Annotated in this window: 12 protein-coding genes; 10 read left to right on the top strand and 2 right to left on the bottom strand. The window is 67.7% G+C overall.

Features of this window, described 5'->3' with window-relative positions:
- Nucleotides 1-25: 25 nt before the first annotated feature.
- From AC1MDG_RS05500 to fdxA, 4 genes are read left to right on the top strand one after another with little or no spacing between them, the layout of a single operon-like run.
- Entirely contained in the window at nucleotides 26-1,021 is a 996-nt protein-coding gene (locus AC1MDG_RS05500) for a dihydrodipicolinate synthase family protein (protein ID WP_479808011.1), read from the top strand.
- Nucleotides 1,021-1,809: an SDR family oxidoreductase gene (locus tag AC1MDG_RS05495; protein ID WP_479808010.1), complete on the top strand. Its 789-nt coding sequence runs from the start codon at nucleotides 1,021-1,023 to the stop codon at nucleotides 1,807-1,809. The genes AC1MDG_RS05500 and AC1MDG_RS05495 overlap by 1 nt, the downstream gene beginning before the upstream one ends.
- A gap of 36 nt (nucleotides 1,810-1,845) precedes the next feature.
- Nucleotides 1,846-3,336: an aldehyde dehydrogenase family protein gene (locus tag AC1MDG_RS05490; protein WP_479808009.1), complete on the top strand. Its 1,491-nt coding sequence runs from the start codon at nucleotides 1,846-1,848 to the stop codon at nucleotides 3,334-3,336.
- Between the two features lie 6 nt (nucleotides 3,337-3,342).
- Nucleotides 3,343-3,669 (top strand): ferredoxin, encoded by a 327-nt coding sequence (gene fdxA, locus AC1MDG_RS05485; RefSeq protein ID WP_479808008.1) that lies wholly within the window; start codon nucleotides 3,343-3,345, stop codon nucleotides 3,667-3,669.
- Between the two features lie 70 nt (nucleotides 3,670-3,739).
- Here the strand turns inward: fdxA and AC1MDG_RS05480 are convergent, their stop codons facing one another.
- The gene (locus tag AC1MDG_RS05480; protein ID WP_479808007.1) at nucleotides 3,740-5,125 is read right to left on the bottom strand and encodes a phenylacetate--CoA ligase family protein; all 1,386 of its coding nucleotides are present in this window, start codon (nucleotides 5,123-5,125) and stop codon (nucleotides 3,740-3,742) included.
- Nucleotides 5,126-5,382: 257 nt separating this feature from the next.
- Between AC1MDG_RS05480 and AC1MDG_RS05475 the strand changes: the two genes are divergently transcribed.
- The gene (locus tag AC1MDG_RS05475; RefSeq protein ID WP_011690934.1) at nucleotides 5,383-6,816 is read left to right on the top strand and encodes a flotillin family protein; all 1,434 of its coding nucleotides are present in this window, start codon (nucleotides 5,383-5,385) and stop codon (nucleotides 6,814-6,816) included.
- Nucleotides 6,809-7,057: a hypothetical protein gene (locus AC1MDG_RS05470; protein WP_043479256.1), complete on the top strand. Its 249-nt coding sequence runs from the start codon at nucleotides 6,809-6,811 to the stop codon at nucleotides 7,055-7,057. The genes AC1MDG_RS05475 and AC1MDG_RS05470 overlap by 8 nt, the downstream gene beginning before the upstream one ends.
- A gap of 31 nt (nucleotides 7,058-7,088) precedes the next feature.
- Here the strand turns inward: AC1MDG_RS05470 and AC1MDG_RS05465 are convergent, their stop codons facing one another.
- Nucleotides 7,089-7,268: a hypothetical protein gene (locus AC1MDG_RS05465; RefSeq protein WP_479808006.1), complete on the bottom strand. Its 180-nt coding sequence runs from the start codon at nucleotides 7,266-7,268 to the stop codon at nucleotides 7,089-7,091.
- Between the two features lie 178 nt (nucleotides 7,269-7,446).
- Between AC1MDG_RS05465 and AC1MDG_RS05460 the strand changes: the two genes are divergently transcribed.
- From AC1MDG_RS05460 to AC1MDG_RS05445, 4 genes are all read left to right on the top strand, one after another.
- Nucleotides 7,447-8,430: a hypothetical protein gene (locus AC1MDG_RS05460; RefSeq protein WP_479808005.1), complete on the top strand. Its 984-nt coding sequence runs from the start codon at nucleotides 7,447-7,449 to the stop codon at nucleotides 8,428-8,430.
- An 86-nt stretch (nucleotides 8,431-8,516) separates the two neighbouring features.
- Nucleotides 8,517-8,669, top strand: a complete 153-nt coding sequence (locus AC1MDG_RS05455; RefSeq protein WP_479808004.1) for a hypothetical protein — start codon at nucleotides 8,517-8,519, stop codon at nucleotides 8,667-8,669.
- Nucleotides 8,670-8,869: 200 nt separating this feature from the next.
- Nucleotides 8,870-10,081 (top strand): glycosyltransferase family 4 protein, encoded by a 1,212-nt coding sequence (locus AC1MDG_RS05450; RefSeq protein WP_479808003.1) that lies wholly within the window; start codon nucleotides 8,870-8,872, stop codon nucleotides 10,079-10,081.
- Nucleotides 10,078-11,442: a UDP-glucose dehydrogenase family protein gene (locus AC1MDG_RS05445; protein ID WP_479808002.1), complete on the top strand. Its 1,365-nt coding sequence runs from the start codon at nucleotides 10,078-10,080 to the stop codon at nucleotides 11,440-11,442. Before AC1MDG_RS05450 ends, AC1MDG_RS05445 begins: the two co-directional genes overlap by 4 nt.
- Nucleotides 11,443-11,462: the final 20 nt, after the last annotated feature.

Below are 11,462 nucleotides of genomic sequence, written 5' to 3'. Positions count from 1 at the left end.
GCCCGCCAACTTCGAGGAGGATTCAATGACTGGATCACTGAATGACCACAGCGGGAAGGATTCCCGTGAACCGGACGCACGCGAGTCCCTGGTGCCGGGCGTCTGGGGCGTGGTGGCAACACCGTTCCAAGGCAGCACGCTGGATGTGGACCTGGACAGCCTGTCCGGGCTGGTGGAGCACTACGAAGGCATCGGCGCCACCGGACTGACCGTCCTGGGCGTGTTCGGCGAAGCCGCAGCCTTGACCGCGGAGGAGCGCGGCCAGGTCCTCGACATCGCGGTCGAATGCACGGACCTTCCGCTGGTTGTGGGCATCACCGCGCTGGCAACCAGGCCCGCCATCGACGAAATCAAGGCTGCGCAGGCCGTCGCCGGCGAGCGCCTTGCCGCCGTGATGATGCAGGCCAACTCGCCACGGCCCGAGGTGGTGATCGCCCATCTCGACGCCATCCACCGGGCCACCGGCGCGAAGGTGGTCCTGCAGGACTATCCGCTGGCCAGCGGCGTCAGCATCAGCACCGCGGCGCTCATTTCCGTGGTGAAGTGGTGCAGCTTCGTCGTCGCCGTGAAGGCGGAAGCACCGCCCACCAGCGTTGCCATCGCGGACCTCACAGCCGCCGTCGGGGTTTCCGTTTTCGGTGGACTGGGCGGGCAGGGCCTGCTGGACGAGCTCATGGCCGGCGCAGCAGGCGCCATGACCGGTTTCTCGTATCCCGAGGCGCTGATCGCCTGTGTCCGGGCGTGGCAGCGGGACGGGTATGAAGCCGCACGCGACCAGCTGCTGCCGTACCTGCCGCTGGTCAACTTCGAGCAGCAGGCCAAAATCGCGCTGGCCGTCCGCAAGGAATGCCTGCGGAAGCGCGGCCTCATCAAGGATTCCGGCGTCCGGGCCCCGGCCGCGGAGTTCCCCGAGAAGCTGCGCTACAGCATGCTCACCCACCTGCGGGAAGCCGCGGCCGCGCTGGAATCAGCCACCGACACGCCTGCCGCCAACCACCACACCTCAGTAGGGAGTTTCTGATGGACCTGGGAATCGCCGGGAAAACCGCACTCGTGGCCGCCTCAACCGGAGGCCTAGGCCTGGCCGTCGCCCGCGCGTTGTCCGCCGAAGGCGTCCGCGTGGCCGTCATCGGCCGCCGCCGCGACCGCGCCAAGGAAATCGCCGCGGAACTGCACACGGCGTATGGCACAGGAGCCATCGCCATCGAAGCGGACCTCACCACACCGGAAGGCATCGAGTCCGCCGTCGAACAAACCGTGGCGGACCTCGGTCCCGTCGACATCCTGGTGCTCAACGGTCCCGGCCCCAAGCCCGGGGCGGCGGCGACGCTCAGCTCCGAAGACATCGCCGCCGCCTTCGAGCTCCTGGTCAAACCGCACCACGCGCTCATCTCCCAGGTGCTTCCCGGCATGCGGGAGCGGCGCTGGGGCCGTATCCTCGCCGTCGGCTCCAGCGGAGTGGTGGCCCCGCTGCCCAACCTGGCCGTGTCCAACACCGGCCGGGCCGCACTGGCCGGCTACCTCAAGACCCTCGCCGCAGAGGTGGCCCTGGACTCGGTGACGGTCAACATGCTCCTCCCCGGCCGGATCGCCACGGACCGGGTGGCCGAACTGGATCAGGCCGCCGCCAAGCGCCGCGGCACCACGGTTGAGGACATCCAGCTCGAGTCACGCAAAACCATCCCCGCCCGCCGCTACGGCGAGCCGGAGGAGTTCGGCGCCGCCGCCGCGTTCCTCTGCAGCGCCCAGGCGTCGTACATCACCGGTGTCGCGCTCCGCTGCGACGGCGGCCTGATCCGCAGCCTGTAGCTCCTCAGACCTCCCCACGATTCCCAAAGGAACCCCATGACTTCCACAGCCATTGACGTCACCACCTCCACCGACCGCGAGCTCATCACCGCCCGGCACCTGATCAACGGCGAATGGCTGGGCGAGGCCGACACCGACCGGATGAACCCGGCCCGCCCGAGCGAACTCGCAGCCCTCTCCCCCAGCGGCACCGCCGCGGACGTGGACACTGCCATCACGGCCGCCGCGGCAGCGCAGCCGGGATGGGCAGCACTGCCCGCCCCGTCCCGCGGCGCCATCCTCATCACGGCCGGAAACCTGCTGATTGAACGCCAGGCCGCCATCGCCGAGGACCTGGTCCGGGAGGAAGGCAAGACCCTCGCCGAGGCCAAGGGCGAGGTCAAGCGTGCCTCGGACGTGCTGCGCTTCTTCGGCTCGCTCGGCTGGGCCGCCACCGGCGAAGTGCTGCCCAGCGGCCTGCCGGACACCACCATCACCACCCGCCGCGAGCCGCTCGGCGTCGTCGGGCTGATCACACCGTGGAACTTCCCCATCGCCATCCCGGCCTGGAAGTCCGCCCCGGCGCTGATCAGCGGCAACGCCGTAGTCATCAAGCCGGCCGAACTCACCCCGCTCTCCGCCACCCACCTTGCTCGCGCCCTCCAGGACGCGGGGTTGCCCGCCGGCGTCTTCAACGTGGTGCACGGCAAGGGCCGCGTGGTGGGCGACGCCCTGGCCCGCGACCAGCGCGTCTCCGGGCTCTCCTTCACCGGTTCCACCAACGTGGGGCTGGGCCTGCAGCAGATCCTGAATGCCCGCCGCGCCCGCGTGCAGCTGGAGATGGGCGGCAAGAACGGCGTCCTGGTGCTTGACGATGCCGATGCCCGCAAGGCCGCCAAGGTGGTGGCCGCCGGCGCGTTCGGCCTCACCGGCCAGGCCTGCACCGCCACGTCCCGCGTCTACGTCACCCCGGGCATCCGGGCCGCGTTCCTTGACGCGCTCACCGAGGAAGCCGCTGCCTACACTCCCGGCGACGGCATGGACGCCCCGATGGGGGCTGTGGTGAGCAGCCAGCAGTTCGCGCAGAACACCGCGGCGGTGCGTTCCGCCGTCGAACGCGGAGCCACGCTGCTCACCGGCTCCGGGATCCTGGACGAAACGCACGACGGCGACGCGGACCGTCCGCTGTACTTCCCGGCTGCCGTGCTCACGGACCTGCCGTTCGACGACGCCGCCGTGACCGAGGAGATCTTCGGCCCCGTGGTGGCGGTCCTCGAAGTGGCCGATTATGAGGCCGGGGTCGCCGCGATCAACAACTCCCGCTACGGCCTCACCGCCGGCATCTGCACCGACTCGCTGGCACGTGCCACGGACTTCGCCGCCCGGGCCCAAGCCGGTGTGGTCAAGGTCAACCGGCCGACGGCGGGCCTGGACCTCAATGTGCCGTTCGGCGGCGTGAAGGACTCCTCCACCAACACGTTCCGCGAGCAGGGAAAGTCCGCGCTGGACTTCTTCACCTGGGGCAAAACCGTTTACACGGGTGTGTAGCGCACCATGACGTATGTGATCGCGCAGCCGTGCGTGGATGTGAAGGACAAAGCCTGCATCGAGGAATGCCCGGTGGACTGCATCTACGAGGGTGAACGCTCGCTGTACATCCACCCGTCCGAATGCGTGGACTGCGGTGCGTGCGATCCGGTGTGTCCGGTGGAGGCGATCTACTACTCGGACGACGTTCCCGATGAGTGGGCCGACTATATCCGGGCCAACGTGGAGTTCTTCGAAGAGCTGGGGTCGCCGCAGGGCGCCTCGTCGCTAGGGAACCTGGGCCGCGACCACCCGGTGGTGGCGGCCGAGCCGGTTGCAGAACCTGCCCGCTGACCGAGCGCGAACGGACAGTTGAGCCCCAAACGGCGGGGCCCCACCTGTCCGTTCGCGCTTATGCTGCCGCTCACCGCGCGGACCAGACCTGCCGGAATTTCCCGCTGGGGTCAGGGTGGGGCTGCGCATCCGAATGCTCAATCACAACCGGCACGGCGCCAAGGGCTGCGAAATATGCATCCAGCCGTTCCGTCACAGCCCTCCGCACGTGGCCCAGGTCGGCGCCCGCCCAGGTTTCGAGCCGCACCGTCAGGTTCCCCGGCGCCGTCCGGATCGCCTGGAACCTGCGCACGCCGGGGGTTTCCTCGATCACGGTGCCAAGCGCCAGCGGCAGAACGGTGACGGAACTGCCATCCGCAGCCGCAAACGAAACCAGGTCGCCCGAGCGGCCTTCGATGCTCACTGCGGGAAAGGGGCTGCCGCAGGGGCACGGTTCGGGTGCCAGCGTTACCCGGTCGCCGAGGTCGTAGCGGATCAGGGGCTGCACCCGGTTGGCTAGATTGGTGACGAGCACGGTGTGGGAGGTGGTGCCGGCCGGGACCGGCCGGTAGTTCGTGTCCACCGGTTCGAGGATGTACCAGTCAGTGTTGACGTGGAACGCACCAAGTTTGCACATGCTGGTCAGCGCCGGGACTTCCGAGGAAAGATAGCGTTCCGTGAGCCGGCAGCCGAAAGCCTCTTCGATGGCAACACGTCCGGCAGCGGACAAGGTTTCGCCGGAGCAGATCGCCAGGACGGGCTTGATCCGCAGCCGGCCGGCCTTCTGCTCGGCGGCCAGCTGGATCATCGCGCTCGGATAGCCGTAGAGCAACGTTGGCTTGAAGGTGTTGAGCTCCTCCACCAGCCCGGGGAGCGGCCTCAGCACCGAGAAGACGCGGAGCCTTCTGGCAATGAAGGGGGCGCGGCGCCGGGCGGCTTCGGTCAGCGTGACACCCGCGAAGTGTCCGCCGGACGCCACGAGGGCCGCCGCCCGCAAGCCGCGGACCAGGAAATCCCGCACCTCGGAGCCACCCGCCAGGGACCGGCGCTCCCGGATCCTGACCACCGCGTTCACCACCACCCAGGAGAACCGGTCGTGGACCAGGACGGCCGGCTCACCCGAAGTGCCGGACGTCGTGACCACCAGGTAAAGCCCGCGGTACAGGCTGCCCAACCGCGAGAGGTCGGACAGGAGCTCAGACCTCAGCTTCGCCAATGTAACGTGCGGGTCGGTCACCCAGTCGTCGAAGTTCGCCATCAACTCACGTTTACTGACCGAGGGAAGCTGGCGCGGATCGGCCACCGTCTCCGGCATGTCCCGGTACAACCGGCGATAGTACGGCGACGCCGACCGGGCAAACTCCACGAGGTCCGCAAGCCGGGCACGTTGCCGCCGGCTGATCGCTTCCGGGCCTCCACGTTCAGCCCGCCAGACATCCCACGCGGCTCCGAGGATCCGCACGAATACGCCACGCATCGTGAAACTCCTCTCCGGATCAGTCCGCGGTCCCCGGTCCCCTGCCCCACCATTCCACAGCGGCAGGCGCCGTAACAGAGGCTTCCTTCCCGTCACCGCCGAATTGCTGGACTTCCCGGCGGGGGCCAATCAGACTGTCTACAACAGCTGGCCCGGCAGGCCTGAATTACCCGCATTTTGACCGGCAGGGAATGAGCAGCTGCATCTATTGGGGATGTACCGCGATGCCTGTTCCATAACCTGAAAGGACCTGGGCCATGCCGGACTTGTCAGCATTCTTCCCGCTAATTGCCGCCCTCATCGGGGCCATAGTTGTCATTGGCTTTATCTGGGTGGCAATAAAACTCATGTGGAAGGTGGCTGAACCCAACGAGGCCCTGATCATCTCCGGCCTGACCCGCGGAACCCTTGAAACACGGGCCGGTATGGACTTCAAGATCGTCACGGGCAAGGGCGCGCTGGTATTTCCCGGGCTTCAGACCGTGCGGACCCTGTCCCTCACCCTGAATGAAACTGAGCTCAAAGTTTCCTGTGTTACCTCCCAGGGCATTCAGGTAATTGTGGAAGGTGTAGTGATTTACAAAATCGGCGATGCCCCGCCTTTCATAGCAAATGCTGCCCGGCGCTTCCTGGGCCAGCAGCCCAAAATGGAAAGCCAGGTGTACAACGTCTTTGAAGGGCACCTGAGATCCATCATTGGCAGCATGACGATGGAAGAGATCATCCGCGAGCGGGACAAGCTCGGTTCGCAGGTCCGCAGCGCCAGCGGTGTGGAAATGGAGAAGCTGGGCCTGGTGGTGGATTCACTCCAGATCAAGGATCTGCAGGACCCTACGGGCTACATCCAGAACATCGCCAAACCGCACATTGCCCAGGTGAAGATGGAGGCCCGCATCGCCGAGGCCACCAGGAACCGCGAGGCGGCGGAGAAGGAGGCGGAGGCGGCGGCGCTCATCGCCGACGCCCAAAGTGTCTCGGCGATCAGGCAGTCCGTGGCGCAGGCCAATGCCGAACGGGCCAAAGCCAACGCCGCCCAGGCCGGGCCGTTGGCGGATGCGACGGCCCGGCAGCAGGTGGTGGTCCAGGAAACCGAAGTGGCCAAACTCGAGGCGGACCGCGAAGAACAGAAACTCCAGACCACCATCCGCAAGCCCGCCGATGCCAAGGCCTACGCCAAGCGCACCGACGCCGAAGGCCAGAAGGCGGCGGACATCAGTGCGGCAGAAGCGCTGGCCCGCCGCACGGAACTCGAAGCACAGGTGAACGCCCGGCGGACGGAACTGCAGGCACAGGCGAATGCCACCGCCGCTGCGGCCGCGGCCGGCGCCACCAAGGTCACCGGCGAGGCGGAAGCCGCAGCCACCCGGGCGCGCGGTGATGCCGCCGCCTCGGCCATCAAGGCCAAGGCTCTGGCGGAGGCGGAGGGCATCAAGGCCCGCGCCGAGGCACTGGGGACCAACCAGGACGCTGTCATTTCGCAGCAGCTCGCCGAGAATATGCCCGCCATCATCGCCGCAGCGGCCGAGCCCTTCTCGCACGTCGGCCAGATGACTGTGCTCAACGGCGGGGAAGGCGTCAACAAGATGCTCGGCGGCATTCTCGCCCAGGTGGGCGACTACCTTCCGGCCCTTTCTTCGGCGCTGAAGAACAGCCGGGAAGGCAAGCGGCCGGCGAAAGCCCCCGATGCGTAGGGATGTTGACCGCAGCCTCACCGGCAAGATCGGGCGGGTGACCGGGCGCATCGGCCCGGGCACCATCGGCGAAGTCATGCTGCCGTACCTCGGCGGCACCATGGCTTTCCACGCCCACCCGTTCGACAAGGCAAGTGAATTTGCGGTGGGCGAGGAGGTGCTCGTCATCTATTTTGATCCGCCGCAAACGGTCTACGTGGATGAACTTCCGGAGGTGTTAAGGCACGACGGCGGGCGCTGAGTCCCGCTCCCGGCCGCCCCTTGAGGGCGGGTCAGAACCGCCAGACTGAGTAGGGAACGCTGGGCAGGTTCCCTGCCATCCATGGCCGCTCGGATTCCTCCCGCGGCAGGATCCCGCGGCCGTCGCGCACAACCACCACTACCGTTCCGATAACCCCCACCAGGGCAACGACGGCAAAGAAAATCAGGAGGGCGACGATTGGCGCTGACATCGATGGAACACCTCTAAAGCCAATTTTACGGCCGTCTGGTCCTGCCGCCGAGCGTCGCTCGAACGAACGACCGGCGCCTGCCGGTAGGCCCTCAACTAGTCCGCAAGCGCGCGGGTCTGGACGGTCAGACACCACCGGGCGTATCCTGATTTTCCATTGCCTCTGGGGGGTGATCTGGATGGGCGGCATTTTCCGCGATCGTTGCCTTGCTGCCCTGCGCCCATGCCTTCTCGCTTTCCTCCTCTGCGTCGCCTGGATGGCCTGGTCCGCCGGCACCGCGAGCGCCGCGGCTGACGATCCCAACCCGCCGGCGGCAATCGAGCAGGCTGCTGATTCGCTGCTCCAAGAAACCGTGCAGGAAGCGGACAGCGCCCTTGTTGAAACAATCGAGGATGTTCCAGTTCCGGTCGCCGCTGTGCCGCTTCCGGTCTCCGACCCAGCGGCGACCATCGTCGACGTCGTAGACCCGGTGGTCAGCGGGACAACGGCAGTCGTCACGAATGGGGCGGACGCCGCCCCATTGCTCACCGATACGCCACTCGTTGACACTGTCACGGATACGGTGGCTGGGGCGGTCGACGAGGTCGCGTCCGTGGTGGATTCATTAGCACCGGCGCTCCCGGACATCAATTTTCCGACTGTGCCGGATCCCTCCGTTCCGCGTCCCACTATCCCGGAACCGCAGATTGCGTTGCCAGAGGTTCGGGTGCCCTTGCCGGACACGGCAGTCCCCGGGCGTGCAGTCCCGCCTTCGGGCGTCAGTTCGCAATCGGAGGCCCCTGTCGGCGGCGTTGAAGCGGCCCCTCAAGCCGGCATGGTCCGGCACGCCGATGTCAGAGCCGCTCCGCAGCAGGTCTACACCACAGTTACACCGCTGCAGTTCCTCGCGAATACGCAGGCCATGCGGGCGGAGTCCGCCACGGTTGGCTACGTTGTTTCGGCCGCTCCGGCTCCTGAGCCGGCAACGGAACTGCGTTTCCCCGGCCTCCAGAACCGGTCCGGTTCAGGGACGTCAGGCACCGGCAGTACCGGCACGGAGGCGTCGGCTGACGTGCCCGGGTTCTGGAGCCCGCTGCACGACGGCGGACGCTGCCCCGTGCCCGGCGCGGCGCTGATCCTGGCCGCCAGCCCGTCATTCGATCCGGGGTCTTCCCCCGACTGAACAGGTCACCTCTGCGCTTTTTCAGGCAGAGCATGGCCACCGACGCCGTCCGCGTACGGAATCACAACTCAGTCAGGAGAAAAGTCATGTCCATCCACACCCAGCTTTTCAGCGCCACCGTAATAGTCCGTCCCTCCTCAACCCGTGCCGCCATCGGCTGGTGGCCCAACGCCACGAACGCCCGTATCGGCAACTGGCCCGACCCCATGGGCTGCGCGGACTCGGCCGCCGGCCGCTGACCCCCGGACCGGTCCGGATCCTGTCCCTTGTCTGCCTGGGGGTGGCAAGGGCCGGGGTCCGGGCCCTGGGCGGCAAGCCCGCCCCGGCAGCGAGCGCCGCCGTCGTCGTGCTTCAACTCAGCCCGGCTGTTAACCCAACCTTCCCTTCCCCGTCATGCCCGCTCCCCCTCGGCGCAACGCGCCGCCCGCACCGTGGAGGGGTGAGGATCGCAATCGTTGCCGAATCATTCCTGCCACTGATGAACGGGGTTACGCACTCCATCCTTCGGGTGCTTGAGCACCTGCAGGAAAGGGGCGATGACGTCCTGGTGATCGCCCCGTCCACACAGGACACAGAGGTCCTGGACGTGGTGCACGGCGCGTTCGTGCACCGGCTTCCGTCCGTGCCGCTGGCCGGGTACACGAACGTGCGGGTGGCGTTGGGCGGTGTGAACCGGGTCAAGAGAATCCTTGCCGATTACGCGCCTGATGTTGTCCACCTCGCGTCCCCGTTTGTGCTCGGCTGGCGGGCGGCGCAGGCGGCGCACCAGCTGGGGATTCCCACAGTGGCCATCTACCAGACCGAGGTCCCCAGCTACGCGGCGCGCTACGGTGTGCCGTTTATGGAGAACTGGGCCTGGAACCGGGTGGAGAACATCCATCTGCTGGCTTCTCGGACGCTTGTGCCATCGACTTTCGCGCTGAATCAGTTGCGCGGCCGCGGAGTTCTGCGGGTGGACATGTGGCGGCGCGGTGTGGATACCGCGCGGTTTGCGCCGGGAAAGCGCGACGCCGGGTGGCGGGCAACCGTGGCCCCCGGCGGGGAGCGGATCATCGGCTATGTGGGCCGGCTGGCCGTAGAAAAGCAGGTGGAGGACCTGGCCGTGCTGGCCGACGTACCGGGAACACGGCTGGTGATTGTGGGCGACGGTCCGCAGCGCGAGGCGCTGCAGGAAGCCCTGCCGAACGCCGTGTTTACGGGGTTCCTGGGCGGTGAGCAGCTGGCCAGGGCGGTGGCGTCCTTCGACCTGTTCGTACATCCCGGCGAGTTCGAGACGTTCTGCCAGACGATCCAGGAGGCCATGGCATCGGGCGTGCCGGTGGTGGCCACGGGCCGCGGCGGGCCTCTGGACCTGGTTGAGAATTCCCGCACGGGCTGGCTGTACAGACCGGGCGACTTGGCCGGGCTGCGCGCCCGCGTCATGGACCTGATGGGCGACGACGCCAAACGCCGCGCGTTCGCCACGGCAGCCCACGCTTCGGTGCAGGGGCGGACGTGGCCGGCGTTGAGCGCGGAGCTGGTCCTGCATTACCGGGCAGTGATCGCCGGCGAGCCGGTGGTTGAACCGGTCGGACGAATACCGGTGGTTGAGCCTGCCCGGCGAATGCCGGCGGTTGAGCCTGTCGCAACCAAAAGAGGAGCAACGCTGTGAAGATTTCCGTGGTCGGCTGCGGGTACCTCGGTGCCGTCCACGCGGCAACCCTGGCGTCGATGGGCCACACCGTGGTGGGGATCGACGTCGATACCGCCAAGGTGGAGCAGCTGGCCCGCGGCTTGGCCCCATTCTTTGAACCGGGTCTGGATGAGCTCCTGCAGGACGGCCGGGCCAGCGGACGGCTGACGTTCTCCACGGACTTTGCGGACGCGGCCGGAGCCCAGGTGCACTTCCTCTGCGTGGGCACCCCGCAGTCCAAGACGTCCGACGGCGCCGACCTCAGCTACCTGCTCGCCGCCACCGAAAGCCTCCTCCCGCACCTGGGCCGGGGAGCCGCCGTCGTGGGTAAATCGACAGTGCCGGTGGGGACCGTCGACATGCTGGCGGGCCTCCTGTCCGCGCGGCCGGACGTGCTGCTCGGCTGGAACCCGGAGTTCCTGCGGCAGGGCACCGCGGTGAAGGATTCGCTGGTGCCGGACCGGCTGGTCTACGGCGCGCCGGGCGGCAAGGCAGCCTCGTTTGACCGGACGAGCGGTGCCGCATTCGGGGTGACCGCGGCCCTGGACGCCGTGTACGGGCCGCTGCTGAGCGCCGGGATTCCGCGGCTGGTGTGCAACTTTGCCACGGCGGAGCTGATCAAGTCGGCGTCGAACGCGTACCTGGCCACGAAGGTGAGCTTCATCAATGCGATGGCCGAGCTGTGCGACGCGTCCGGGGCGGACGTCACCGAACTGGGCGAGGCGATGGGTCTGGATCCGCGGATCGGCAGCCGGTACCTGCATGCCGGGCTGGGGTTCGGCGGCGGCTGCCTGCCCAAGGACATCCGCAGCTTCCGGACCCAGGCGGCGGCGCTTGGCGTGGCATCGGTGGACGAGTGGATGGGCGTGGTGGATGCCATCAACCTGGACCAGCGATCGCGGACAGTGGAGATCGCCCGCGGGATGTGCGGCGGCAGTCTGTCCGGCCGGACGGTGACGGTGCTGGGAGCGGCGTTCAAGCCGGACACGGACGACATCCGCGACTCCCCCGCCCTCGACGTCGCACTGCAGCTGGCCGCGGCCGGCGCACACGTGACGGTGACGGATCCGAAGGCGATCAACAATGCATGGATGCGTTACCCGCAGCTGCGGTTCGAGGCGCGCACGGACCGGGCGCTTGAGGGCGCCGACCTGGTGCTGCTGCTGACCGAATGGGACGAATACCGTTCGCTGTCGCCGGCGGTTACGGGGGCGTTGGTCCGCCGGCGGACGGTCCTGGACGCGCGCAATGTGCTGGATGCTGGGGCGTGGCAGGCGGAAGGCTGGACCGTTCGCGGGCTGGGGACCGGGGCGGGTCTGATTCCTCAGCGGATCGCGTGACAGGCGGTTCCTGCCTTTGC

The sequence above is a fragment of the Arthrobacter sp. AIWTK1 genome (genome assembly GCF_056680535.1).
This window is presented reverse-complemented; position numbering and strand designations above follow the sequence as displayed.

What these genes read in the sequence shown, in the direction of transcription:
- AC1MDG_RS05490 (WP_479808009.1), top strand. Translation starts at nt 1,846, where the DNA reads ATGACTTCCACAGCCATTGACGTCACCACCTCCACCGACCGCGAGCTC.
- AC1MDG_RS05470 (WP_043479256.1), top strand. Translation starts at nt 6,809, where the DNA reads ATGCGTAGGGATGTTGACCGCAGCCTCACCGGCAAGATCGGGCGGGTG.
- AC1MDG_RS05500 (WP_479808011.1), top strand. Translation starts at nt 26, where the DNA reads ATGACTGGATCACTGAATGACCACAGCGGGAAGGATTCCCGTGAACCG.
- AC1MDG_RS05455 (WP_479808004.1), top strand. Translation starts at nt 8,517, where the DNA reads ATGTCCATCCACACCCAGCTTTTCAGCGCCACCGTAATAGTCCGTCCC.
- fdxA (WP_479808008.1), top strand. Translation starts at nt 3,343, where the DNA reads ATGACGTATGTGATCGCGCAGCCGTGCGTGGATGTGAAGGACAAAGCC.
- AC1MDG_RS05460 (WP_479808005.1), top strand. Translation starts at nt 7,447, where the DNA reads ATGGGCGGCATTTTCCGCGATCGTTGCCTTGCTGCCCTGCGCCCATGC.
- AC1MDG_RS05475 (WP_011690934.1), top strand. Translation starts at nt 5,383, where the DNA reads ATGCCGGACTTGTCAGCATTCTTCCCGCTAATTGCCGCCCTCATCGGG.
- AC1MDG_RS05495 (WP_479808010.1), top strand. Translation starts at nt 1,021, where the DNA reads ATGGACCTGGGAATCGCCGGGAAAACCGCACTCGTGGCCGCCTCAACC.
- AC1MDG_RS05480 (WP_479808007.1), bottom strand. Translation starts at nt 5,125, where the DNA reads ATGCGTGGCGTATTCGTGCGGATCCTCGGAGCCGCGTGGGATGTCTGG.
- AC1MDG_RS05465 (WP_479808006.1), bottom strand. Translation starts at nt 7,268, where the DNA reads ATGTCAGCGCCAATCGTCGCCCTCCTGATTTTCTTTGCCGTCGTTGCC.